Genomic DNA, 25,980 nt, shown 5'->3' with positions numbered 1-25,980 from the left:
CCGGGCCTCCTTACGAGAAGTCAGCGGCGAATTCGTCCAGCGCAGCCTTGACCTTGTCTGCCAGCTCACCTTTGACCTTGCGGTCATTGTCGGTGATGTCTGCCAGCAGATCAGCGTGCTTGCCACGCAGATGCGTCAGCAGGCCAGCTTCGAAACGGGCAACGTCGGATACGTCAACTTTGTCCAGGTAACCATTGGTACCGGCGAAGATGATGCAGACGATTTCAGCGTTGGTCAGCGGCGAGTACTGAGCTTGCTTCATCAGCTCGGTCAGACGTGCACCACGGTTCAGCAGCTGCTGAGTTGCGGCGTCGAGGTCGGAACCAAACTGAGCAAACGCGGCCATTTCGCGATACTGAGCCAGGGACAGTTTAACCGGACCGGCAACCGAGGACATCGCCTTGGTCTGAGCCGAGGAGCCCACGCGCGAAACCGACAGACCGGTGTTCACAGCAGGACGGATACCTTGGTAGAACAGTTCGGTTTCCAGGAAGATCTGACCGTCGGTGATCGAGATCACGTTGGTCGGAATAAACGCGGAAACGTCGCCACCCTGGGTTTCAATGATCGGCAGAGCGGTCAAGGAACCTGCGCCATTGTCTTCGTTCAGCTTGGCCGAACGTTCCAGCAGACGCGAGTGGAGGTAGAAAACGTCACCAGGATAAGCTTCGCGGCCTGGTGGGCGGCGCAGCAGCAGGGACATCTGACGGTAGGACACGGCCTGCTTGGAGAGGTCATCATAGATGATCAGCGCGTGGCGGCCATTGTCACGGAAGTGTTCGGCCATCGCGGTCGCGGCGTAAGGGGCCAGGAACTGCATCGGGGCCGGGTCAGAGGCGGTCGCAGCAACAACGATCGAGTATTCAATCGCGCCGGACTCTTCCAGTTTCTTAACCAGCTGCGCAACGGTGGAACGCTTTTGGCCAACCGCAACGTAGATGCAGTACAGCTTTTTGCTTTCATCGTCGCCTGCGGCGTCGTTGTAGGATTTCTGGTTCAGGATCGCGTCCAGAGCAACGGCGGTTTTACCGGTCTGACGGTCACCAATGATCAGCTCGCGCTGGCCACGGCCAATCGGGATCATCGCGTCAACGGATTTCAGGCCGGTCGCCATCGGTTCGTGAACCGATTTACGCGGGATGATGCCTGGGGCTTTGACGTCTGCAACCAGACGCTTGTCTGTGTTGATCGGACCTTTGCCGTCGATCGGGTTACCCAGACCGTCAACAACGCGACCCAGCAGTTCGTCACCAGCAGGAACGTCCACGATGGAGTTCGTACGCTTAACGGTGTCGCCTTCTTTAATGTCGCGGTCGGAACCGAAGATAACGATACCTACGTTATCGGTTTCCAGGTTCAGGGCCATGCCCATGATGCCACCTGGGAACTCGACCATTTCACCCGCCTGGATGTTGTCGAGGCCGTGGACACGGGCAATACCGTCCCCAACGCTCAGCACGCGACCAACTTCGGCAACTTCGGCTTCCTTGCCGAAGTTTTCGATCTGGTCCTTCAGGATCGCAGAAATCTCTGCAGCTTGGATACCCATTTATCCGACCTCTTTCATTGCATTCTGGAGGGAGTTGAGCTTGGAGCGGATCGACGTGTCGATCATCTTCGAGCCCACCTTAACGACAAGACCGCCGATGAGAGATTCATCAACGGTCGCATTGATTTTGACGTCTTTGCCTACGGAGGCTTTGAGCGTCTCGGCTAGTTTGGCGGCCTGCGCATCAGACAGCGCGGTGGCAGAGGCGACTTCTGCGGTCACTTCGCCTTTTTCCTCTGCCAGCATGTCACGCAGTGTTGCGATCAGCTGAGGCAGAACAAACAGACGACGCTTTTGAGCCATCAGGCCCAGCGCGTTTGTGACGGCCGGAATGAGGCCCATCTTGTTAGCAATTGCCGCCACGGCTGTTCCTTGAGCATCACGGCTATAGACCGGCGACGAAATCAGATCGCGCAGGTCAGCACTGTCGTCCAGCGCCGCCGAAAGGTCATCAAGGTTGGCTTCGAGCTTGGGGAGATTCTTGCTCTCCTTAACAATCTCGAAGATGGCGGTGGCATAGCGCGCGGCGATGCCGGAGGAAATCGATGCAGATTCTGACACGTCCACCCTTCCGATATTAGCCCCCGTGACGCGACGGGATCCGGCGCATCCGAGGGCGTTTCGAGTTCTTGATTTGCATCAAGAGACATAAATCGACGCGGATGTAGCAGAGCTATGCAAACCTAGCAACATGCTAAGGCATTTTTAACTTGGGCGCTAAACCCATATAAAACAGGGGGTTGCCGAAAAGTGCGACTTTCTGCGCCGATTCAAGATGCATCTATTTTCGACTTTTTTGAGAGAATCCCCGACTTCGGGGTAAAAATCGCGGTCAAATTGTCCGTTTTGGGCCAAGACCACGTCGCGGCCGAGGGAAACAATACCCACATTCCGGGCGTCAATTCTTGTGCTTTACTGCTGCGCCAAGATGCGAGCGGTTTTATCGATGATTTTTCTGTCCGGCTCGCTTAACCTTTCTTTAACGAATTTAGCATGCCGGAGGTTCGGCGGCAGTAAACCAGTTCTTTGGTATCGGGGTTTGACAATGTATTTGGCATTTTTGGGTTTGGCCGCTTTGGGCCTGTTGGGGTCCATGGTCTTGGGATCATCCGATGATGATGACGGGGCCGAGGATGCGATCACCGATGACACGCCGATTATCGAAGAGCCGGGCTCAGAAGATCTGGGGGCCACGCTGACCACCAATGCAGACGGGTCTGTCACTGTGGATCTGGGCGAAGACGAAACCGGGTCATTGGTGCTGTTCCGGTATTCGGATACCGAAGATGCAGGCGTTGGCCTGTCGGAATCCTTTTCCTACGAACTCTATCTCCTACCCGAAGATGGCAGCATTCCTGAATTCAGCTATTCCGGGGCAAATAATCCCCGATTGGATGGGTCGGAAACGTTGCAGGAGCTTGCGGAGGCTCTGGATTTGCAGCCCGTGGCCAGCTGGGACTTGGGTGATATCCTTCCGACCAACGAAGAGCCTTATTTCATCGACAACACGGTTCCCGCTCCGGTCATTCAATCTGACCACCCCATTGCCGTTTACGATGTCGAGGCCAACACAGATGGTGACGAAATCATCTATTTGCGGCCCGAAGGGTACGAACCGCCGCCGCCCACCCATCTGGGTGCAGAGCAAGAGGATGTGTTTGCCAACACAACCGGCAGCGAAGAGCCCGATTGGCTGGTGGGTCAGGCCGCAGGGATCGTGATTGACGGGGCTGGCGGCGATGATCGCTTGGAAAGCAGATACGCAGATACAACGTTGATCGGCGGCGACGGGGACGATGATCTGTATGCCTATAGTGACAACACCAGTGTCGAAGGCGGGGCCGGAGACGACCGGATCGATTTGATCTCGAACGGTGTGGCCTATGGGGGCGAAGGTGAAGACTATATCACTTATTATGGCAGTGAAACTGTCGTTGAAATCCATGGCGGCGAAGGAAATGATCGCATTTATGGCAGCGGTCCCAGCGGTGAGATCTTTGGCGACGCGGGAGATGATTTTCTTGGAATCGCGAATGGCGTGACCGGACATGGCGGTGAAGGCAACGATCATCTGCAAATTAGAAGTGGCGGGGTCGGCGATGCCGGGGCGGGCGACGATCTGATCACGACGTACAACTTTCTTAACGACGAAGACGGGGCCGCGACTGTGACCGGAGGCGAGGGCGCGGACACAGTCAGGATTTCGGTACGCAATCCATATGGCGAGGGTGAGATTGAATTCATGACAATCACTGATTTCGATCCGGCTGAAGACATTCTGGAAGTGAGCAGCCCGGCTCAGACCTCCTATGTTTTGGACGACGTTGCCATCGTCGAAGCGGCCGATGGCAGCTATTCCGATGTGCTATTGAACTATGCTCCGCGTATAGGAGACAGCCCGGAAACAGCAACAGCAGTGGTGCGATTAACCGGCGTTTCCGGAATGACCGCAGATCAGATTGTGGTGACCTGATCTGGTCAGGGTGTCGTTGTCGCACCAATTCGGAAACAATCAGAGGTAAGGACGTGAATTGTTTCCTTTGACGCCAATTCGCGCCAACTCGCTTGAATGTCGGCATCTTTTTGACATTATTCACGTCAAGGATGTGGGTGGCAAATTGAGTCGCCTAGTTTGGCTTGGAATTGGCAGGCCATGTTACCGGTGGGATTGAAAGAATGTATCTAGCGCTATTGGGCTTGGCCGCTATGGGCCTGTTGGGAACACTGTTTGCAGGATCTTCTGATGGAGGCGAAGATTCAGAAACGCCTGAAACAGAAAGCCCGCTAACTCCCGAAACACCGGAAGACCCGGAAACTGAGCAGCCAGAGGTTGTTGTCACCGAACTCCAGAACGGCGCTTTGCGCATCGAGCAAGTCGAAGGCGCGCCCGCCGATCTGGTTACGATTGTGTCCGAGACTGAAAACGCGCCAGGCGGTCAAGGATCATCGCGGGAGCATGAATATCACGCCACTGTTTACATGGTTTCCGAGGGCTTTGATATTGACGCCTCCTTGGCTGATTTCAGTGCAGTGGCTGGCGACTATGATGATTTCGAACAGTATCTGAGGGTCAACGGAGCAGAACCAGTAGCCAATATCGATTTGGGCAGTGTTGGGTATGACAATTCTTCTTACCCGGGCAGTGGTGCCTACGATCCAGATTATTGGGACAACCGCACGCCCGTTCCTGACTTTGAAACCGATCTATCGAACACTTTTGTGTTTCAAAATCTTAATGGCAGCCTTGCGGAGTTTGATCCCTCAGAAGGCATGCCTTACGGCCTTCCTGAAATTGGGACGGATGGGGATGACCTGATCGAAGTCACCCCAACGCCAAGCACGGATGGCTGGCTTGGGCTCTTTACAGACGGGCTTGACGGCAATGACACGATTACGCTTGCGCCTGATGCAAGCGGCAGACTGGGCGAGGTCGAAGGCGGCAATGGCGATGACCTGATCCACAGCTTGAGCGCCCATCACATCGATGGCGAAGCCGGGGATGATACGATCGATGTCGGACCGTCGGGCTATGTTTATGGCGGCGAGGGAAATGACGTTATTCGCCTGGATAACTCCGAGGATTTTGAGGGTGATCACGATGTCTTTGGCGAAGCCGGCGATGATTATCTGGTTGGTGTTCTGAATGCCTCAGTGTCGGGCGGTGAAGGGGCTGACACCCTGACAGCCGTACATGGGGATACCTATGAATTCGGTGACGGGGTGTATCTGACTGGCGGTAGCGGTGCCGACACATTCCAGATAACCACGATGGACGACTCTGTCGGCGGGACCGCCGATAACCCGGAACGCTTGGCCTCCATATCCGATTTCGACCCGGCTGAGGATGTGCTTGTCCTGTCCTCCAACCTGCCCGGCCCGGTCACGCCGACCTATTCAGATGGAACACTCTTGCTGGAACTGGGCGATGGCAGCTTTGCCAGTGTGTATCTGGGCGTTGAGAATTTCGACGTCACGACCATCACTTATGCCGATGTTGAGGGTGAGGTCGCCACCGCTTTTGCTGCAACGCAGGCCCCCGACTTGGGGGCAACGCTGGTTCATAATGAAGACGGAACTGTTTCGATTGAACTGGGCGAAGACGACAATGGCAGCATCCAGGTGTTCTGGATTTCAGAGGAATCCGACACTTATGGAGGCCACCCAGGCTCTTCAGGCGAGAGTGAGCATTCGGTGATGGTCTTCTATGTGCCCGAAGGCGTTGAAATCCCGGACAGGTTTTATGATTTGCCTGAAGACGAACTCGAATTAATTCGGGAACACGGAATATCCGGCTTAGCCAGCGTTTTTGATTTAACCCTTTTGGACAGCTGGTACATGGGCACGACTGGTAGCAACGACGAAGGGTTCTTTGATGATGGTTTAATGCCACGTGAGTGGAACAACCTGACCGCCCCGCCACAATTCATATCTGATGAGCCCCTGGTTTATCGTCATTATTTCGACGGATCATCGGGCATCCAGACTATACCCGATGAAGCCTCCTATTTGCGCAACTTCCCTGTCTATGGATCAGAAGAAGGTGATGAGATCGTCTCTGATTCATCTCACATCGACGCCGAGGGAGGGGACGACACGATTGTTGCAGACGGTGCCGGCTACATCCTTGGGGGTGACGGAAATGATCTGATAGTCGCCGAGGAAACCGGGGCAATTGGTGGTGGCTTCGGGAATGATACCATCATTGCCGAGGATGCTTTTGGCGTCTGGGGGGGCCAGGGCAATGACGCGATCCTGACAGAGGCAGGTGAAAACAATGACGGTCTTGCCATTGGCGGTCACGGCGACGACTATGTGGTTGTGATCGGCAATGAGGACGCGTATGGCGACAGCGGGAACGACACCGTTACAGCAGTTCATCGCATGGGCGAGGGTGTGCCGGTGCTTGAGGGTGGTTCTGGCTTTGACACGTTCCAAGTCGCAGCCCCTGACCTGACGACCGGCGACACCGTGGATGCGCCTCTGCAATTGGCCCGGCTTGCCGATTTCGACCCGGCTGAGGATGTGCTTGTCCTGTCCTCCAACCTGCCCGGACCGGTCACGCCGACCTATTCGGATGGCACGCTTATGCTTGAGTTGGGCGATGGCAGCTTTGCCAGTGTGTATCTGGGCGTTGAGAATTTCGACGTCTCGACCATCACTTATGCCGATATTGAGGGTGAGATTGACGCGACCTTTGGCTCAGAAACTGACCCGGTTCCCGGAGTCTCGGTCAGTGAAAACGCGCAAGGGGTGGTCAATGTCGAATTTGGCGACGAAGCAACGGGCAGCGTTCTGGCCGTCCTGTCCAGCGTCGAGTTTATCCCGGGCAATGCCGCTTCGGCCAGCGGGGACGAGTATGAGTTGATCCTGTTCCATGTCCCAGAAGGCACCGTCATTCCCGAAGACATTTCCGGGCTGGCCACCAGCGATCCGAACGCGCCTTTCCCCTTTGAGATTGACGCATTGGCTGAGACCTATGGGCTGACGGAACTCGGGTCCTGGGATTTGGGCGAGGCCGGGAGCAATTATGGTCCCTACGATGACTATGGCGACATGCCGGTAATCACCAATTCGCTACAGATGCCGCCCGAGATTACGACCAATGCCGAGCTGGAATTTCGCGAATACGCGTTTGACTCATTAAACTTTAACGTCATTTCCGATTTACAGGACTTTACCGACCGCCTGCCAGTTCTGGGCTCGGATGAGGGCGAAAGCACGGGTGTGGTCGGGGCCACCTTCTTTGATGGGATGGGTGGCGATGACACTGTGAATGCCATCGATGTCCGGACTGTCTTGGGCGGTGAGGGCGATGATGACCTGACCACATCCCTGACCGGGCCGGTTGGTGGCGGCGCGGGCAATGATACGATCGATTCCGAATATGCCTTGGGCGTCTGGGGTGGTGAGGGTGATGATGTGATCCGTTTGGACACAACAGGTTGGCGCGCCTTGGGTCACGCGAATGGCGAAGCCGGAGACGACTTTGTCGTTGTGATCGGAGAGGACACCGCGACCGGTGGCGAGGGCAATGACACGCTCAGCGCGATCTATTCAGAGCCAGCCGGTAGCGGCACAGGTTTGAATGGCGGCGAAGGGGCAGATGTGTTTCAGGTCGCGGCACCGGGGCTGACCTCGGGGGGCACGGCGGATGACCCGGTGGAAATTGCCCAGGTCGAGGATTTCGACCCGGCTGAGGATGTGCTTGTCCTGTCCTCCAACCTGCCCGGACCGGTAACGCCGACCTATTCGGATGGTACACTCTTGCTGGAGTTGGGTGATGGCAGCTTTGCCAGTGTTGAACTTGGGGTCGATAGTTTTGATGTTTCGGCCATCGTCTTTGCCGATGTCGAAGCTGGTGTCGAAGCGGCCTTTGCCTCGTAGAGCACCTCGGCCAGATCGCGCGTTACCCTCCCACAGGATCCGCAACCTTGCCCGGTTTCGGGGTCAGCACATCCAGAGGGGACAGCACCTTGGCCGCTTCGCCCACACCACGGTGGCGGGGCGGATGGCGTTTTGAAGCCAGCACCATCATCACGCCCCCGGCCATGACCGCCGGAATGGCGCGGCCGGTCTTTTCCCAGAACGGGCCGGTTTTCATCCAAAACCGCCGGGTCGAGGGCGGTTGGTAGAGCACTGACAGATGCGCCTCGGGGACAAAATCGTGCTGGCGCAGCTGCGCTTCGAGCTGGCCTGATGTATAGGGGCGACCAAAGCCAAACGGCGTCTTATCCGCCCGCGCCCAAAGCCCGGTGCGATTGGGTACGATGAACAGTGCCTGCCCACCGGGGCCAAGCACGCGATAGGCTTCCTCAAGCACTTCGACCGGGCTTTGCGAGGTCTCCAGCCCATGCATCAACACCAGCTTGTCCACATGGCCGGTTTCCAGCGGCCACATGGTTTCTTCGCAGAGCACGCTGACATTGGACATGCCCGCAGGCCAGGGCATCACCCCCTGCGGCGCGGGCATCAAGCCGACCACCCGGCGCGCGGTGGGCAAATAGGGGCGCAGCAGGGGCACGGCAAAGCCAAACCCCGCCATGGTCTGCCCCTTGGCGCGATCCTCGGGCCAGAAAGTACGCACCTGGTCGCGAATGATCTTTTGCGCCGCACGCCCCAGCGCGCTGCGGTAATAGAAATCGCGCAAAACTTGTACGTCCAGATGCATGGTAGCCCCATTGCAGCCCCGTGACAGATGCGTCACTCTGGGGGCACTCTGTCATTGACCGTAAGGAAACGCCATGCCTTTCGAAGTTGTTACTGTCCCCTGTCTGGAAGACAACTATGCCTATCTGGTGAACAGCGCCGATGGCGTGGCCATCATCGACGCCCCCGAAGCCGCGCCGATCATTGCAGCGCTAGAGGCGCGCGGCTGGGCCCCCGGGGTGATCATGATCACCCACCACCATTGGGACCATGTTCAAGCGGTTGATGAGCTGAAGGCCAAATATGGTTGCCCGGTCATGGGACCCAAGGCCGAAGAGGACAAGATCAAGAAACTCGACATGGCCCTGGATGACGGATTTTCCGGCGGCACCGATGATGGGCTGTGCCAGGTGATATCCGTTCCGGGCCATACGCTTGGCCATATCGCGTATTATTACCCCAAGGGTGGTGCCGTGTTCACCGCTGATAGCCTGATGGCGCTGGGATGTGGCCGCCTGTTTGAAGGTACGCCAGACATGATGTGGGAGAGCCTAAGCAAGCTCGCCGCGCTACCGCCGGAAACCATGGTCTATTCCGGCCATGAATACACAATGGGCAACGCAAAATTCGCGCTGACCATTGACCCTGACAATGCGGCGCTTACATCACGCATCCAAGACATTGAAACTGCCCGCGCCGAAAACAAGCCAACCGCGCAGGTGCCGCTGTCTATGGAACTGGCCACCAACCCGTTTTTGCGCGCCTCTGATCCGGGCATTCGCAAGGGTCTGGGGCTGGAAGACGCAACAGATGCCGACGTCTTTGCCGAAATTCGCGCCCGCAAGGACAAATTCTAGCGGAAATCACGCTCGGTTACGGGAAAGCGGCCAAAAGTGACCGGGCCTGACAAAGAAAAAACTTGAAGCTTGGCGGTAATCGACCAAACTTTAACCTTAAGAAGACATGCTGGCGGTCAACGGCAGCGCACAAACAAGAGGAGCACTCCCGTGCCTTCATTTTCGAATACACTTGAGCAGGCAATCCACGCAGCTTTGGCCTTGGCCAATTCCCGAAGCCATGAATTCGCAACGCTTGAGCATTTATTGCTCGCGCTGATTGATGAACCGGATGCGGCGCGTGTGATGAAAGCCTGTTCCGTGGATACGGAAGAGCTGCGCCAAACTCTGGTGGAGTTTGTCGATGAGGATCTCGCGAATCTGGTGACCGATATCGAAGGGTCAGAAGCGGTTCCGACAGCGGCCTTCCAACGCGTGATCCAGCGCGCGGCGATCCATGTGCAATCTTCCGGCCGGACCGAAGTGACCGGGGCCAATGTGCTGGTCGCCATCTTTGCCGAGCGCGAATCCAATGCCGCCTATTTCCTGCAGGAACAGGATATGACGCGCTATGATGCGGTGAATTTCATCGCCCATGGCGTCGCCAAAGACCCGGCCTATGGCGAAAGCCGCCCGGTTTCCGGTGCCGAAGAAGAGGAAGAAGCGCCGCAGGTCGAGCCACAGCAAGCCGGGGCTGAAAAGGAAAGCGCGCTGGCGAAATACTGCGTCGATCTGAACGTCAAGGCGGGCGAGGGCGACATTGATCCGCTGATTGGCCGTGATCACGAGGTGGAACGCTGCATTCAGGTGCTCTGCCGCCGTCGCAAGAACAACCCACTGCTGGTGGGTGATCCGGGCGTGGGTAAAACCGCGATTGCAGAAGGTCTGGCACGCAAAATTGTCGCGGGGGAAACGCCCGAAGTGCTGTCGAACACCACGATTTACTCGCTGGATATGGGCGCATTGCTGGCCGGCACCCGCTATCGCGGTGACTTTGAAGAACGGCTAAAGGCGGTTGTGACCGAGTTGGAAGACCACCCGGACGCCGTTCTGTTCATTGATGAGATTCATACGGTTATCGGCGCTGGCGCGACCTCTGGCGGGGCGATGGATGCCTCGAATCTGCTGAAGCCAGCCCTGCAGGGTGGCAAGCTGCGCACCATGGGCTCGACCACATACAAAGAGTTCCGCCAGCATTTCGAAAAAGACCGCGCGCTGTCGCGTCGCTTCCAAAAGATCGACGTGAATGAGCCGTCGGTTGACGACACCGTCAAGATCCTCAAGGGCCTCAAGCCGTATTTTGAGGAGCATCACAGCGTAAAATACACCGCTGATGCGATCAAATCCGCTGTGGAACTGTCGGCGCGTTACATCAATGACCGCAAGCTGCCGGATAAGGCGATTGATGTGATTGATGAGGCTGGTGCCGCCCAGCATCTGGTGGCCGAAAGCAAACGACGCAAAACCATCGGTGCCAAAGAGATTGAGGCCGTTGTCGCCAAAATCGCGCGCATCCCGCCGAAAAACGTCTCGAAAGACGATGCCGAGATGCTGAAGGATCTGGAAAAGACCCTGAAACGCGTGGTGTTTGGTCAGGACAACGCCATCGACGCGCTGTCTTCGGCAATCAAATTGGCGCGGGCTGGTCTACGCGAACCTGAAAAACCCATCGGCAACTACCTGTTCGCCGGTCCAACCGGTGTGGGTAAAACTGAGGTCGCCAAGCAATTGGCCGATAACCTTGGTGTGGAACTGCTGCGTTTCGACATGTCGGAATATATGGAGAAGCACGCGGTGTCGCGTCTGATTGGCGCGCCTCCCGGCTATGTCGGCTTTGATCAAGGTGGCCAACTGACCGATGGTGTCGATCAACATCCGCATTGCGTGCTGCTGCTTGATGAAATCGAAAAGGCGCATCCGGATGTTTACAACATCCTGCTCCAGGTGATGGATCACGGCACGCTGACCGATCACAATGGACGCACGGTGGATTTCCGCAATGTGATCTTGATCATGACCTCGAATGCTGGCGCGGCTGAGCAGGCGAAATCCGCCATCGGCTTTGGCCGTGACCGCCGCGAGGGTGAGGATACCGCCGCGATAGAACGCACCTTCACGCCGGAATTCCGCAACCGACTGGATGCGGTGATCAGCTTTGCACCGCTGCCCAAGGATGTGATCCTGCAGGTGGTTGAGAAATTCGTGCTGCAGCTCGAAGCGCAGCTGATGGACCGCGGTGTGTCGATTGAACTGACCCGTCCGGCGGCTGAATGGCTGGCCGATAAGGGTTATGATGACAAAATGGGTGCGCGCCCACTGGGTCGCGTCATTCAGGAACACATCAAAAAGCCCCTCGCCGAAGAGCTGCTATTTGGCAAGCTGATGAAAGGCGGGCTGGTCAAGGTGTCGATCAAAGATGGCGAATTGGTGCTGAACCTCGAAGGGCCAAAAACGCCCAAGATCAGCTCGAAGAAAAAACCTCCTCTGCTGACCGCAGATTGATGCGCTGGTGTGCGCCCTTCGTTGGGGCCGCCATGCTCCTGGCAAATCAAACCCAGGCGGACTCGTTTCGTCTGGGTTTTCCTTTGGACTGCACTATCGGGGAAACCTGTTTTGTCGAGGATTACGTCGATCACGACCCGGCCAAAGGCAAACAGACCGATTTTGCCTGCGGGTTGAACAGCCGCGACGGGCATAAGGGCACGGATTTCGCCCTGCTCAGTTTTGACGAGATCACCAAGGGCGTCGCCGTTCTGGCCGCTGCCGATGGCGTTGTGTTTCGAACCCGCGATGAAATGCCGGATGATCGACTCATGCGCGGTGTCACCAGCCAGAATGCCTGCGGGAACGCGGTGATCGTGACCCATGCAGATGGCTGGCGCACGCAATATTGCCACCTGAAACTGGGTTCAATCACCGTTCAACCTGGCGAAAATGTCGAACAGGGGCAGGTTTTAGGTTTCGTTGGTCTGTCGGGCCAAACCAACCACCCGCATCTGCATTTTTCGCTTTTTCAGGGCAAGGCGCTGGTTGATCCGTTTCAAACCGGCCCATTGGGGCAATGTGAGGCCTCGGATACAAGCCTTTGGCAAGAGCCCATCCCCTATACCAAAACCGGGATCATGACCGCCGGGTTTTCAGACCACATTCCGGATCTGAAAGAGGTGCGCAGTGGCGGCGCCTTTCGCGAAACAAGCGCCTCTACCCAGCCACTTGTTGTCTATATGCACGCAGCCTATGCCCAACATGGCGACCTGCTGACCCTGTCGGCAAGCGGGCCAGAGGGTGAGATCTTTGAACGCGAAATCGTGCTAAAATCCCCACAGGCCAGCCATTTACGCGCCTTTGGCCGCAAAGCCCCGCCAGGCGGTTGGCCCAAGGGTGAATATCTGGGTGAGGCGTTGCTGACTCGCAAGGGCAAGGTGATTGCGCATCGCTTTGTTCATGTGACAGTGAATTAGCGCTCAGTCAGCTTTAGCTCGATCCGGCGGTTCTGCGCGCGGGCCTCGGCGGAGTTTTCGGGATTGACCGGCTGGTATTGCCCGAACCCGTTGGCCGCCAGCCGCTGAGGCGCGATGCCGTAGGAGTCGATCAGGTCGCGCACCACTGACAGCGCCCGCGCCTGGCTAAGTTCCCAGTTATCGGCAAATTCTGCACCGGGGCGGACCGGGACATTGTCGGTATGGCCGTCAACCCGGATCACCCAATCAATGCCATCGGGGATTTCATTGGAGATCTCACGCAGGATATTGGCCACCTTGGCGATCTCGCGCTTACCCAAGGCAGAGAGTTCGGAATCGCCGGGCGGGAAGAGCACTTCGGAGGAGAAGACAAACCGGTCGCCTTCGATCCGCACCCCTTCGCGGGTGCCGACAACATCGCGCAGGCGACCAAAGAACTCGGACCGATAGCGTTCCAGATCCTTTTTCTCTTCTTCCAGACGTTTGCGCTCTGCCTCTTCCAGCTTGCGACGCTTGCGTTCCTCAGCGGCAAGGCGGGCAACGGCGGCGTTCAGTTCCGAGCCAAGGTTTTGCAACTGCACTTGCGCCTCGATATCGCGGACCTTGGCGTCATCCAAGAGCGCCTGCAATTCCCCCAACTGCTGACGCAAGGCGGCAACCTGCTGGTTCAGCAACTCCGCCTGCTTTTCGGCTTTGGTGGCGCGGTCTGTGCTCTCTGCCAATTCCGATTGCGCCTGCGACAGCAAGACCTGTTTTTCCTCTGCTTCGGTCAGTCTGGCCTCCAGGTCAGCCTCGGCTGCCTTTTGCGCGGCCAGGGCCGCGACCAGTTTGGCGCGCACATCCTCGACCGAGCTTTGCGCCTCAAGCCGCGCTGCCAAAGCTGCGGCAAGCCGTTCTTCGAGCGAGCGGCTGTCATCTTCGACCTGAACAGCCCGCGCCTCAGCCTCGGCCAAGGATTTTCTCAGACCGGCAATGACAGTGTCGCGTGCGGTATCGCGGGTTTTGGCCGCTTCCAGTTCAGCAGCCAAGCGGTCAGCGCGGTTTTGCGCCGCAATGAGTTCTGCCTGATCCACGGCTGCCTCTCCGAGCGAGGTCAACTGCTGGGTCAAATCGGCGTTTTCAGCGCTGAGCGCGTCGATGCGCAATTGGCGATCATCCGAGCGTTTCACAGCTGCGTCCAATTCGGTTTGCAACCCGGCAACCTGCCCCTGCAACTCGGCCACACGGGCATCGCCAGCCGTACCTTGCTCTTCTGACGAGGACAGCCGGGCGGCAAGATCAGCGGCTTCGGCCTTGAGATCATCCAACCCGGATTGTGCCGCCACCAATTGCGCCTGTGCGTCTTTGGCCGCGATCTCCAGAACACGGCGCTGTTCAACGGCCACGGCCATTTCCGACGCCGCCTCCGCAGCCTGTGCTTTTGCGGTTGAGAGCTGTTCGCTCAGGCTGTCGTTCTTGGCCTGCAACGCCGTCAGTTCTGTTTCCAAGGCGTCCGCTTCGGTCAATCGCGCCAGGGCAGCAGCGAGTTGAGCGGAAAGATCTGACAGCTTGGTCTCAGAGGCGGTCGCCGCCTGTTTTGCCTGTTTCAGTGCGGCTTCGGCCTTGGCACGGGCATCGCGTTCATCAGCCAGGGCCGTCTCGGCGGCCAGACGTGCGTTGCGCTCTTCGACCAGCGCAGTCCCGGCATCCGTTCGGGCGGCGCGCTCATCTGTCAGGGCAGATTCCGCATCTGCGCGCGCGGCTTGCTCTGCCTTAAGATCGGCCTGCAGTTGTGACAGGCGCGTATCGGCTTCGCTGCCTGCGGCCTTGAGCTGGGCCAACTCGGCCTCAAGACGGGTCTTTTCGACCTGGGCCACATCCAGTTGCGCCTGCAAATCGGTGGCTTTGGTCTGACCCGCGATAAGCGCGGCCGCCAGTTGCGCGTTCAAATCCGCCTCAGCCTTGCGGGCGGCGGCGAGCAGGGTCAGGGTCTCCTCGGCCTTTTTGCGCTCTTCTTCCAAAGCGAGCGTCATGGCGGTCAGCTCGGCCCCGGCCTCTTCAAGGCGTTTGCGGAGGAGATCAGCGGTTTGCGCCTCGGCCAAGCGCTGTTTTTCCTCTTCGCTCAGCGCCTTTTTGGTGTCGTCCAATTCGCCGGTCAGCGTGCCAATCTGCGCCTCTTGCGCGGCGTTCTTGTCCTGAAGGTCTTTCAGCACCGCCTCAAGCGCTTCGCGTTTGGCTGCTGCCAACAAAGCAGCCTCGGCCTGTTCATCGATCTGGGATTTCGCCCGGGTCAAAGCGGCTGTCAGATCGTCCCGTTCGCTGAGAAGCCCGGCGACTTGCTCTTCGAAACTGGCGATCCGATCAGCGGCGGCGGCAAGATCGGCAGCCTGACGGTCGCGGGTCGCTGTCAGGGCCGAGATGATCTGTGCCTGTTCGGTCAGCCGGGTTTCATTATCGCTAAGCGTGGCCTGCAATTCGCCCAGCTCGTTATTCAGGGCGGTGTTGCGGCGTTCCTGAACACCCAAGGCCTGCGCCAAGGCGGCGACTTCGGAGGCCAGCGTATCCAGCTCGGTTTCCTGCCCGGAAATGGTTTCGCGCAGCACAAATTGCACGGCCATAAAGATCGACAGCACAAAGGTCAGAACCAGCAAAAGCCCGGTCATCGCATCCACGAAACCCGGCCAGATAGAGGCCTGGAACCGGGCACCGGTGCGACGGGACAGCGCCATGGCTTAGCCCTCGTCCAGACGGGAGCGGGTGGCCTGTGCCTGGGTCAGCTTGCGCCCAAGCGAGGCAAGATCGGTGCGTAGCTCGGCCATGCTTTCCTGACGACCGGCGGCGATTTCCTCGAGGATACGCAGCATTTGCACGTCGATCGAGCGCAGGCGCATACGGCTTTCGGCATCCAGCCCTTCGTTGCTTTCCTTTTCACGGATCGCCTCGGCCAGTAGCTCCTGACCCTCTGCGATGCGCGCCATGGAATTGGCGGTGGGGGCGGTGGCCTCGATCCGTTCGGTCATGCGTTCCAGCGAATCTGCCAGCTGCGCGAGGCGGTTGTCCACATCCGCCCGGCCCTGTTCAGAACGGGCAAAGAGCAGTTGCAGCCGTTCCATCTGCTCGGCCATTTGGTCCAGCACAACGCCCGCCGCGCCCAGATCGGGCCCGTCGCCATCGGCGGAAAAGCCAAGCTTGGTGATTGAGCTCAGCCATTCCTCAAGCTCGCGGTAAAAGCGGTTTTGCCCGTGGCCGGCAAAGAGTTCCAGCAGACCAACAATCAGCGAACAGGCCAACCCCAGCAGGGAGGAGGCAAAGGCCACACCCATACCGCCCAGCTGGCTTTCCAGCCCGGTCATAAGGCGGTTGAACACCGCGACACCTTCTTCCCCCTCTTGCGGAGCAAGGCCACGGATCGTGTCGACCAGGGCCGGAACCGTTGTCGCCAACCCGTAAAAAGTGCCGAGCAGGCCAAGGAAGATCAGCAAGGACACGATGTAACGCGTAATCTCGCGCGCCTCGTCGATCCGGGTCGCAACCGAATCCAGGATCGAGCGGGTCGAGGTGGTGTTGATCTGCATGCGCCGATCATGGCGGCCAAGAAGCGTTGCCAGAGGGGCCAAAAGCTGCGGAGCCTTGGCGCGCAACCCCTGATCACCCGGACGGGCAAAATTCAAAATCCAGCGTACGGAGGTCATCAATTGCGCGACCTGCCAGAAACAGGCCAGCACCCCGATCACAAAGACGAACAGGATAAACCCGTTCAGATAGGGGTTGGCCTCGAACACCGGCAAGACGCGCGGCAAGGCCAAAACGGCCCCAGCAATGGATAGGCCCAAAACCGACAGCATCATAAAGACCTGACGGACGGGTTGAGAGAAATGCGGCTCGGCCTCGAGGTCGGGCTGGTCCATCGGACACCTGACACGTTGTTTTGCTTTGGCTAGAGCCTAAGCTTTTGCAACCGTTTCGCCAAGTGGTTATGCGCGCAAGGCTTTGACCCGCTCTGTCAACCAGTGCAAATCGGCGTCAGGCACGCCCAATTCGTCCAAATGCGCGGCAGTGTTGTAGAGATAATCACAGTTCGGCCCGCGCCCGCCATGGGCCTGCGCGATGATCTGCGCCTGCTCTTCCAGACTAAGCGCGCCGGTATATTGGACGTGATCGGGGTCTATCACATAAGACACGGCATCGACCCGGCGGCCATCGCCCAGATTTACAGGCAAAACACGCTCCAGATAGGCGGCAGACACCAATTCGCGTTCGCGCAGATAGTCCAGAGCCTGCTCTTCTGTCCCCGGGGCCGCGCGCAGGGCCAAGCCATCACACGATGTCTCGGCATGTTCGTCCAAGGCCAGGACCAAGCCTGGCTTTTCCTCGGTGCCGCGATGGTGGATCGAATACATACAGAAACTGCGCGCATATCCGCTTAGTCGCGCCGGTTGGCTTTCGACAACCTCAAAGCCCGGGTTCCACAGCAGCGATGCATATCCAAATACCCAAAGTGTCATGTCTGGTCCTTATCCCTTGGCCGCTGTAAACACGATTGCGCAGGTCAGGAAAAGGGGGGCGCAGGTGAAACGGTTGATCTTGGGCGTGGTTTTTGTGACTCTGGTCTGGTCGGGCTGGTGGTTTTGGCAGGCCAGTGCAACACGCGGGCAGGTCGAGGCCTGGTTAGGGGATCGGCGCGCAGATGGCTGGGTCGCCGAGTATTCCGATATTTCCGTCCGGGGCTTTCCCAATCGGCTGGACGTCACCCTGACCGATCTGTCCCTGGCTGATCCCAATTCCAACATGGTTTGGGAGGCCGCGTTTTTCCAGATCCTGTCACTGAGCTATGATCGCGACCATCACATTTTGATTTTCCCGGATCAACAAACCCTGTCCTATCAAGGCAAACAGCATGAGATCACCAGCGACGGTTTGCGCGCCAGCGTGGTGTTTGAAGAGGGTCGGATTGAACGGCTAAACGCCGAAGCCGAGACCCTGAATTGGGACGGGATCGCGCTGGCCACGACGACAGCGGCGTTTTTACGGCAGGATGAGCAACTCTATCAACTGGCCGTTTTGGCCGAAGCGATTGCGCAAAACGCCACCGGACTCGCCGTGGTCAATGACGGGCGGGCAAGTAACGCGAAACTCAATGCCTTGGTGCAATTTGATCAGGATTGGTCGCTGGCCTCAGTGGAAATGGCCCGTCCGCAGCCCACACATATCGACCTGAAACAGCTGTCCTACCAGCTAGATGGTCTGGAATTGGAAATGGCGGGCAAGCTGGATGTCTCGGCCAGTGGGCTGGGTGACGGCGAGCTCACCTTGCGCGCGGTGAATTGGCAAGAGGCGCTGGAACAGGCACGGCTGAACGATCATCTGCCCGGCGGCATGATGGAAACATTGGTTCAGGGCCTGTCCCTGGTGGCTGGGCTCAAGGGGCGCGCCGACACGCTGGACCTGCCTTTTCATATCAATAATGGCGAGATGGCGCTGGGGCTTTTGCCGCTTGGGCAGGCACCCCGGTTTCAAATTCCCTGACATAACACGGGCAGGCTTGCACCCGCTTAAAAACGCGGCAACACTCGGCGCATGAGTTTTGCCCTTCTCCATCGTATTGAGCTCAAGCGCGACGACATGGTCGCGCTGCTGCAGGATCTGATCCGCATTCCGACGCTGAACCCGCCGGGTGAAAATTACCGTGAGATTTGCGACTACCTCGAAAAAAGATTGAAACCAAAGGGGTTTGATTGCCAGTTGATCCGGGCCGAGGGCGCGCCCGGTGATAGTGATACATACCCGCGCTGGAATATCATCGCCCGACGCGAAGGCACGCGGCCCGGCGATTGCGTGCATTTCAACTCGCATACGGATGTGGTCGAAGTCGGCCAGGGCTGGACTCGCGATCCCTTTGGGGCCGAGCTGGAAGATGGTCGGGTCTATGGTCGCGGGGCATGTGATATGAAGGGCGGGTTGGCCGCCTCTATCATTGCGGCTGAGGCTTTTCTTGAGCAAAACCCGGATTTCCACGGGGCGGTTGAAATCAGCGGTACGGCTGATGAGGAATCCGGCGGCTATGGCGGCGTCGCCTATCTGGCCGAAAAAGGGTTCTTTGATCCCTCCCGCGTGCAACACGTGATCATCCCCGAACCTCTGGGGCATGATTGCATTTGTCTTGGCCATCGCGGCGGCTGGTGGGCCGAGATCGAAACCAAGGGCGAGATTGCCCATGGCTGTATGCCCTTTCTCGGCGATTGCGCCGTTCGCCATATGGCGGCGGTGCTGGACCTGTTCGAGCAAAAGCTCTTCCCGGCCATGGCCGCGCGATATACCGAAATGCCGGTGATCCCCGAAGGCGCACGCCAATCCACAATGAACATCAATTCAATCCATGGCGGACAACCGGAACAACCCGCAGATTACACCGGCCTGCCCTCCCATTGCGTGCCTGACAGTTGCCGGATCGTCATCGACCGACGTTTCCTGATCGAAGAGGGGTTGGACGCGACACAGACCGAGATTGTCGAACTGCTCGAGCATCTCAAAGCCACGCGGCCCGGGTTTGACTACAGCCTGCGTGAAATCAACCGTGTGATCCCGTCAATGACCGCCAAGGACGCCCCGGTGGTGACCACGGTTCATGGGGCCATTCACGATGTGCTGGGCCAGGACCCGATCTATGTCGCCTCGCCCGGTAGCTATGACCAGAAACATATCGACCGGATCGGCAAGCTGAAAAATTGCATCGCCTACGGGCCCGGTGACCTTGAAATGGCCCATAAACCGGATGAGTTCATCACCGTCGACGATATGATGGACAGTGCCAAGGTCATGGGGCGCAGTTTGGAAAAACTGCTTTTGCCGCGTTGAGTTGCCCTACGGGATGGCGGGTGGGGCGCCTTTCAGCTTGCTGAAACAGCGTCCCCGCCATTCCGTCACACAGCGATATTGTCGATCAGACGCACCCCGGCCAACCACGCCGCTGCCAACAGACGCGCCGGGCGGGTGGGGGTGTCCAGAACGGATAGATCGTCACAGGCCCGCAGGTCCAGATATTCGACCTCGGTAAATCCGGCGGCGAGGATTTTCTTGCGCGCTTCAACTCGCAATTCATGCGCCTCGCCCCCCGCGCGCAATCCTTCGGCCATCTCTTCCATGGCTTCATTCAACACAGGTGCCTTGATCCGCGCACGGTCCGACAACAGCAAGTTGCGCGACGACATGGCCAAACCATCCTCTTCACGAATGGTCGGGCAGCCGACGACTTCGGTCATCAGATCCAGATCCGCCGCCATGCGCGTTACGACCTGCAACTGCTGAAAGTCCTTTTCACCAAAAAACGCCTGATCAGCGCGCGTTTGGGTAAAGAGCTTGGTCACAACCGTCGCTACCCCGTCAAAATGCCCGGGCCGGTGCGCGCCGCAGAGCACATCGGTCAGCCCGGAGACAGACACTGTGGTAGCAAACCCTTCGGGATAGATCTCTTCAGGACCTGGCACATAGACCATGTCCACCCGATGATGCGCCAGCTTCTTGGCGTCCTCTTCTTCGGTGCGCGGGTAATTTTCCAGATCTTCTGGATTGTTGAACTGTTTTGGGTTCACAAAGATCGTCACGATCACCCGATCACAGTTTTCTTCTGCTGCGCGCACAAGGCTCAGATGCCCCTGATGCAACGCCCCCATGGTTGGGACCACGCCTACGGTTTCGCCAGCGGCCTTCCAATCCGCGACCCGCGCGCGCAGTTCGGCCTTGGTGCGAATGATGTCAGGGATCATTACTTTTTCTCCGGGGCTTGGTCGGCAAAGATATGTTCCGCTGCCGGAAATTCGCGGGCGCGGACTTCGCGGGCATAATCGGCAAAGGCCGCCTCGGCCTGTTCACCCAAATTGGCATAGCGTTTGACGAATTTCGCCTTAAAGGCCGTGAACATGCCGATCATATCATCCACCACCAGGATTTGCCCGTCACAGCCGGCCGACGCCCCAATTCCGATTGTCGGAATGGCAATCGCCGCCGTGACCTCATCCGCCAGATTGGCTGGTACTTTCTCGAGAACAACGCTGAACACCCCGGCCTCGGCCACCGCCTGGGCATCGGCCATCAGCTCAGCCGCCGCATCCCCGCGCCCCTGCACTTTGTAACCGCCCAGAGTGTTGATCGATTGCGGGGTCAGCCCAATATGCGCCATCACTGGCACGCCGCGCGCCACGAGAAAGGCGATGGTTTCGGCCATGTGACGCCCGCCTTCCAGCTTGACCGCCGCAGCGCCGGTTTCGGCCATCAGAAGCGCGCCATTTCGGAAGGCCTGTTCCGGACTTTCCTCATATGAGCCAAAGGGCATGTCCACGACCATCATGGCCGTTTTCAGCCCACGCGCCACCGCCTGCCCGTGCAAGATCATCATTTCCATGGTCACGCCCAGTGTGCTGGGCAGCCCGTGCAACACCATGCCGACACTGTCACCGACCAGAACAAAGTCGCAATGCGCATCCATCAACTCGGCCATTTGCGTTGTGTAGGCTGTCAAACTGACCAGCGGCTCACCGCCTTTGCGCGCCCGGATGTCATCAGGCATTGGCGCTTTTTTCTTTGCAGTCGCGCTCATTTCTCGCGTCCTCCACGCAATAAAGTTGCGCGGGTGTAGCATTTGCTGCGTTGCAGAACCAGCAAAGATTTGTGCAACCCGCGCCGCGTCACGGCGATGTCTGACGCTATCACACTTCACCATCGTCAACTGTGTGCTTGATTACCGCGTGGGTTGCGGCAAAACTTGAAACAGCGCCTTTGCCGCAGGGAGACCCTTATGAAACAGTTCCGCAACATGCTTTTGGCCACCAGCTTTCTGGCCACTGCCGCCGCCGCGCAGCAGACCGATCTGACCATCGCCATTCAGCTAGAACCACCGCATCTGGACCCGACATCGGCCGCTGCCGGGGCGATTGACAGCGTGCTTTATTCCAACGTTTTCGAAGGTCTGACCCGCTTTACCGAGACTGGTGCCGTGGTGCCCGGCCTGGCGGAAAGCTGGGCGATCAGCGAGGATGGGCAGACCTATACTTTTGCGCTGCGCTCTGGTGTCCAGTTTCATGACGGCAGCGAGATGACCGCCGAGGATGTGAAATTCTCGCTCGATCGCGCCCGCGCCGAAGATAGCACCAATGCACAAAAAGCCCTGTTCGCGGGCATCGCGGATGTCAACGTGGTTGATCCGCAGACGGTCGAGGTCACACTGGCACAGCCGGACGGGAATTTCCTGTTCAATATGGCCTGGGGCGACGCAGTGATCGTTGCGCCCGAAAGCATTGAGGGGATCAAGCAGACCCCGATCGGCACCGGTCCGTTCAAATTTGTTGAATGGAAGCAGGGTGACAGCATCTCACTGGCGCAGAATGCCGATTACTGGGGTGAGAAACCAGCGCTGACCTCCGCGACCTTCAAGTTCATCTCGGACCCGACCGCCGCCTTTGCCGCCATGATGGCGCAGGATATTGACGCTTTTGCTGGATACCCCGCCCCGGAGAACCTGCCACAATTCGAGGCCGATCCCCGGTTCCAGGTTCTGGTCGGTTCCACCGAGGGTGAGACGATTCTGTCGACCAATAACCTTCAGGCGCCTCTGGACAATGTGAAGGTGCGTCAGGCGATTGCCCATGCCATCAACCGTCAGGACATAATTGATGGAGCCATGTTTGGCCTTGGCACGCCGATTGGCAGCCATTTCGCCCCCCATAACCCGGCCTATGTCGATCTGACCGGCAATTCTGGTTATGACCCGGCCAAGGCCAAGGCACTGCTGGCCGAGGCTGGTTTCCCGGATGGGTTCACCACCACGCTGAAACTGCCGCCCCCCTCATATGCCCGTCGCGGCGGCGAAATCATCGCGGCGCAGCTGCGCGAAGTCGGTATTCAGACCGAGATTTCCAATCTGGAATGGGCGCAATGGCTCGAAGAGGTGTTCCGTGGCAAGGATTTCGGCCTGACCATTGTCAGCCATACCGAACCGTTTGACATCGGCATCTATGCGCGGCCGGAATACTATTTCCAGTATGATAACAAAGCGTTCCAGGACCTGATGGGCGAATTGACCGGCACCACGGATCAAACCGCGCGCCAAGATCTGCTGGCCAAGGCGCAAACAATCATCTCCGAGGATTACGTCAACGGCTACCTGTTCCAGCTCGCCTATCCAACCGTAGCAGATGCGCGGCTGGAAGGTTTGTGGTTGAACCAGCCAACGCAGGCCACCGACCTGACTGGCGTACGCTGGACTGAGTAAAGCTTAGGAACGGGCGGCGGCGCGGATCATGTCCGCCGCCTTTTCCGCAATCATGATCACAGGCGAGGCGGTGTTGCCCGACGTGATGCGCGGCATGATAGACGCATCGACAATGCGCAGCCCCGCCATCCCGCGTACACGCAGTTCGGGGTCCACAACTGCCCCGTCATCCACCCCCATGCGGCACGTGCTGACCGGGTGGAAAATCGTCGTACCGATATCACCAATTGCCTCTAGCAGGTCAGCATCTGAGGCAACCTCAGGTCCTGGCAAAATCTCTTTGGGTTCATATTGCGCCAGCGCCTTGGCTGTCATGATCTCGCGCGCTTGTTTGACCGAGGCAAGAGCGACCGTTTTATCCGCTTCTGCTGAAAGGTAATTCAACCGTATATGGGGTTGCTGCTCCAAATCCCGGCTTTGGATATGGCAATCCCCCCGGCTTTCAGGGCGCAAATTGCAAACTGACATTGTGATCGCCGGGAAAGGGTGCAGAGGGTCGCCCAACCTGTCCGTCGACAGGGGTTGGACGTGATATTCCAGATCCGGCGTGTCTTTGGACGGGTCGGATTTGGTGAACATGCCAAATTGGCTTGGGGCCATGGACATGGGGCCGGATTGGCTCAGCGCGTATTGCAACCCGATCCTGGCCTTGCCCAACAGGCTGTTGGCCATGGTATTGAGGGTTTTGGCGTTCTTGACCTTAAAGACTGTGCGGATTTGCAGGTGATCTTGCAGGTTCTCGCCAACTTCGCGCAGCTCATGCCGGGTTTCGATGCCGAAATGCGACAGCACATCGGGATTGCCGATGCCCGACAGTTCCAACAGTTTCGGTGTGTTGATCGCACCAGCTGCCAACAACACTTCACCCTTTGCACGTGCCTCAATCCGCTGGCCTTTGTGGTGATAGACCACACCACTCACGCGTTTGCCCTCGATCATCAGGGTTTCGGTATGCGCCTCGGTCACCACCCGCAGGTTTGACCGTTTCATCGCCGGGCGCAAAAAGGCTTTGGAGGTGTTCCAGCGCACCCCGGCCTTTTGATTGACCTCAAAAAAGCCGGAACCTTCGTTATTGCCGTCATTGAAATCAGCGCGGGGCTGAATGCCAAACTCCTTGGCCCCTTCCTGAACCGCGCGCAAAATGTCCCATTCCAGCCGTTGCGTGCTGACTTTCCATTCGCCGCCACCGCGATGCATATCACTGTCGCCGCCGTGGTGATCTTCGGATTTGAGGAAATAGGGTAGCACATCATCCCAGCCCCAGCCGGTATTGCCCAGCTGCCGCCACTGGTCATAATCCGCCGCTTGGCCGCGCATATAGATCATACCATTGACCGAGGTGCAGCCACCCAGAACCTTGCCACGTGGATAGACCAGCGCCCGCCCGTTTAGCCCCGGTTCCGGTGCAGTTTTCATCATCCAATCCGTACGGGGGTTGCCAATGCAGTAGAGGTAACCGACCGGGATATGCACCCAATGGTAATTGTCGGATTTCCCCGCCTCGAGCAGCAGGACACGGGTTTTGGGATCTTGCGTCAACCGATTGGCCAGAACGCAGCCTGCTGTCCCGGCACCAACGATGATGTAATCGTATTCCCCGTCCAAGCGGTTGTTTTCACTCATAGCCTCTGGCCCTCCCGCCGAAGATAGAAGGCGCATTTGCCGTCAAGGTCAACCGAGACAAATCACCTCGGAGCGAAAGTTGAGCCAGGTTTACCAACCAAGGTAAAAGGGGCTCTGGTCACCCAGAGCCCCTTTGATCCGCTTACTCTAAAGCGAAAGATTTTCGAGAAAATCGGGTGTCAAACCCCATTAACAAACAAAGAACTTGGGTTTGCGGCGATTGATCATCCCTGCCTCGAACAGCACCCCGGCCAAGCGATTGGCCGCGTGTAGTTCATCCCGCGATTGCGCTGCCGAAGCTTGGTCATGGCAATATTGTTCGAGCATATTGCGCGTTTCCGCATCCGGCTGCGGGCCAGCGGACATAATGGCGTCAAACAGGCTATGATCGATTTCGGGCGCGACCGGATCTGCCAAGGCAGCCGCCGCGTCCTCATCCATAAAAACATTGCCCTCGATGCCTGCGAAATTGCGGATTTTCTCGATCCGTTCATCGCTGCAATCCAAGAGGGCCGCCATGGCTGGCACTTTGCCCATCGGAGTTGTCTTGCCAACATAGCCATAAGGGGCGCAGTCAGAGCGTTTCAGCACGCGATCCATGATCGGATCGATCACGGTGACAATGTCAGAAATCCCAGACTCTTGTGCATATTCCAATGAGGCCGCCATTAGCTCGCAGGTGGCATAGCTGACCGAATTGCGGGTCTTGCCGCGATCCAAAGCCTCTGTATCCACACAAAACCGTGTCGATTCCCAGATTGTCGGGCTGCGCAGCGGCTGATCCCCGTCCAAAATCGCAGAAAACACATCTGACAACATATGCGGTCCGGTGGTTTGCAAGGCACGCACACAAGACACGACCTTGCCATTGTCATTCACCCCGATGACATAAGCCGGATCAAGCGCATCGAACTGGTCGATTTCCTTGCCATCCTTGATGTCGACTTCCCAGCCCAAACGTTTACCAAACACGCGTGCACGCAAAGCAAACATCTCATCGAGAAGCCGGCCGTACCGGTCCCGGTTTAACCCATCAACTACTATGATCATGGTTCTTCTCCACTACCCTATCCGTGGAAAAGTTGACCATGATTTGAGATATACCTTCTATTAGGGAAATCC

The 25,980-nt window shown here is 57.9% G+C and carries 19 protein-coding genes; 9 read left to right on the top strand and 10 right to left on the bottom strand.

The window, feature by feature from the left end:
* Window positions 1-10: 10 nt before the first annotated feature.
* Both atpA and CLV87_RS09945 read right to left on the bottom strand, forming a co-directional pair.
* A complete protein-coding gene (gene atpA, locus CLV87_RS09950) occupies window positions 11-1,549 on the bottom strand; it encodes a F0F1 ATP synthase subunit alpha (protein WP_099241483.1) in 1,539 nt (512 codons plus the stop codon).
* Complete coding sequence (locus CLV87_RS09945; protein WP_099241485.1) at window positions 1,550-2,116, bottom strand: F0F1 ATP synthase subunit delta; 567 nt, start codon at window positions 2,114-2,116, stop codon at window positions 1,550-1,552. It lies immediately after the preceding gene.
* A gap of 183 nt (window positions 2,117-2,299) precedes the next feature.
* Here CLV87_RS09945 and CLV87_RS09940 point away from each other — a divergent pair, with 183 nt between their 5' ends.
* The 3 genes from CLV87_RS09940 (at window position 2,300) to CLV87_RS09930 (ending at window position 7,933) form a co-directional block, all read left to right on the top strand.
* Window positions 2,300-2,521, top strand: a complete 222-nt coding sequence (locus CLV87_RS09940) for a hypothetical protein (protein ID WP_133840745.1) — start codon at window positions 2,300-2,302, stop codon at window positions 2,519-2,521.
* Between the two features lie 73 nt (window positions 2,522-2,594).
* Entirely contained in the window at window positions 2,595-4,022 is a 1,428-nt protein-coding gene (locus CLV87_RS09935) for a calcium-binding protein (protein ID WP_099241487.1), read from the top strand.
* Between the two features lie 203 nt (window positions 4,023-4,225).
* Window positions 4,226-7,933 carry a hypothetical protein gene (locus CLV87_RS09930; RefSeq protein ID WP_099241488.1) on the top strand — a complete coding sequence of 1,236 codons (3,708 nt, stop codon included), beginning with the start codon at window positions 4,226-4,228 and terminating at the stop codon, window positions 7,931-7,933.
* 22 nt (window positions 7,934-7,955) lie between these two features.
* On the opposite strand, the gene CLV87_RS09925 is transcribed toward CLV87_RS09930, so the two are convergent.
* On the bottom strand, window positions 7,956-8,717 hold the full coding sequence (locus tag CLV87_RS09925) for a methyltransferase domain-containing protein (protein ID WP_099241490.1): 762 nt from the start codon (window positions 8,715-8,717) through the stop codon (window positions 7,956-7,958).
* A 73-nt stretch (window positions 8,718-8,790) separates the two neighbouring features.
* On the opposite strand from CLV87_RS09925, the gene gloB reads away from it, so the two are divergent.
* The 3 genes from gloB (at window position 8,791) to CLV87_RS09910 (ending at window position 12,992) form a co-directional block, all read left to right on the top strand.
* On the top strand, window positions 8,791-9,552 hold the full coding sequence (gloB, locus tag CLV87_RS09920; RefSeq protein WP_099241492.1) for a hydroxyacylglutathione hydrolase: 762 nt from the start codon (window positions 8,791-8,793) through the stop codon (window positions 9,550-9,552).
* 150 nt (window positions 9,553-9,702) lie between these two features.
* On the top strand, window positions 9,703-12,033 hold the full coding sequence (gene clpA / locus CLV87_RS09915) for an ATP-dependent Clp protease ATP-binding subunit ClpA (RefSeq protein ID WP_099241494.1): 2,331 nt from the start codon (window positions 9,703-9,705) through the stop codon (window positions 12,031-12,033).
* 32 nt (window positions 12,034-12,065) lie between these two features.
* Window positions 12,066-12,992, top strand: coding sequence for a M23 family metallopeptidase (locus CLV87_RS09910; RefSeq protein WP_099244520.1), 927 nt, complete (start codon window positions 12,066-12,068; stop codon window positions 12,990-12,992).
* On the opposite strand, the gene CLV87_RS09905 is transcribed toward CLV87_RS09910, so the two are convergent.
* From CLV87_RS09905 to CLV87_RS09895, 3 genes are all read right to left on the bottom strand, one after another.
* Window positions 12,989-15,700 carry a peptidoglycan -binding protein gene (locus CLV87_RS09905; RefSeq protein WP_099241496.1) on the bottom strand — a complete coding sequence of 904 codons (2,712 nt, stop codon included), beginning with the start codon at window positions 15,698-15,700 and terminating at the stop codon, window positions 12,989-12,991. The two genes, CLV87_RS09910 and CLV87_RS09905, sit on opposite strands and share 4 nt — an antisense overlap.
* 3 nt (window positions 15,701-15,703) lie before the next feature.
* Entirely contained in the window at window positions 15,704-16,879 is a 1,176-nt protein-coding gene (locus CLV87_RS09900) for a biopolymer transporter ExbB (RefSeq protein WP_099241497.1), read from the bottom strand.
* 66 nt (window positions 16,880-16,945) lie between these two features.
* Window positions 16,946-17,476, bottom strand: a complete 531-nt coding sequence (locus tag CLV87_RS09895) for a gamma-glutamylcyclotransferase (protein ID WP_099241499.1) — start codon at window positions 17,474-17,476, stop codon at window positions 16,946-16,948.
* A gap of 64 nt (window positions 17,477-17,540) precedes the next feature.
* On the opposite strand from CLV87_RS09895, the gene CLV87_RS09890 reads away from it, so the two are divergent.
* Both CLV87_RS09890 and CLV87_RS09885 read left to right on the top strand, forming a co-directional pair.
* On the top strand, window positions 17,541-18,497 hold the full coding sequence (locus CLV87_RS09890; RefSeq protein ID WP_176555999.1) for a DUF2125 domain-containing protein: 957 nt from the start codon (window positions 17,541-17,543) through the stop codon (window positions 18,495-18,497).
* 51 nt (window positions 18,498-18,548) lie between these two features.
* Window positions 18,549-19,826 (top strand): acetylornithine deacetylase/succinyl-diaminopimelate desuccinylase family protein, encoded by a 1,278-nt coding sequence (locus CLV87_RS09885; protein WP_099241503.1) that lies wholly within the window; start codon window positions 18,549-18,551, stop codon window positions 19,824-19,826.
* 65 nt (window positions 19,827-19,891) lie between these two features.
* Here the strand turns inward: CLV87_RS09885 and panC are convergent, their stop codons facing one another.
* Window positions 19,892-20,734 (bottom strand): pantoate--beta-alanine ligase, encoded by an 843-nt coding sequence (gene panC, locus CLV87_RS09880; RefSeq protein WP_099241505.1) that lies wholly within the window; start codon window positions 20,732-20,734, stop codon window positions 19,892-19,894.
* Window positions 20,734-21,564 (bottom strand): 3-methyl-2-oxobutanoate hydroxymethyltransferase, encoded by an 831-nt coding sequence (gene panB, locus CLV87_RS09875; RefSeq protein ID WP_099241507.1) that lies wholly within the window; start codon window positions 21,562-21,564, stop codon window positions 20,734-20,736. The genes panC and panB overlap by 1 nt, the downstream gene beginning before the upstream one ends.
* A 198-nt stretch (window positions 21,565-21,762) precedes the next feature.
* Here panB and CLV87_RS09870 point away from each other — a divergent pair, with 198 nt between their 5' ends.
* Entirely contained in the window at window positions 21,763-23,235 is a 1,473-nt protein-coding gene (locus CLV87_RS09870) for an ABC transporter substrate-binding protein (RefSeq protein WP_099241509.1), read from the top strand.
* Window positions 23,236-23,238: 3 nt separating this feature from the next.
* On the opposite strand, the gene CLV87_RS09865 is transcribed toward CLV87_RS09870, so the two are convergent.
* Window positions 23,239-24,858 carry a GMC family oxidoreductase gene (locus CLV87_RS09865; protein ID WP_099241511.1) on the bottom strand — a complete coding sequence of 540 codons (1,620 nt, stop codon included), beginning with the start codon at window positions 24,856-24,858 and terminating at the stop codon, window positions 23,239-23,241.
* 189 nt (window positions 24,859-25,047) lie between these two features.
* Window positions 25,048-25,908 carry an acyl-homoserine-lactone synthase gene (locus CLV87_RS09860; protein WP_099241513.1) on the bottom strand — a complete coding sequence of 287 codons (861 nt, stop codon included), beginning with the start codon at window positions 25,906-25,908 and terminating at the stop codon, window positions 25,048-25,050.
* Between the last annotated feature and the right edge of the window lie 72 nt (window positions 25,909-25,980).

This window comes from Pelagimonas phthalicica, assembly GCF_004364805.1.
Classification (GTDB): Bacteria; Pseudomonadota; Alphaproteobacteria; order Rhodobacterales; family Rhodobacteraceae; genus Pelagimonas; species Pelagimonas phthalicica.
The sequence above is the reverse complement of the archived record's forward strand: the minus strand, read 5'-3'. Positions and strand labels throughout refer to the sequence as shown.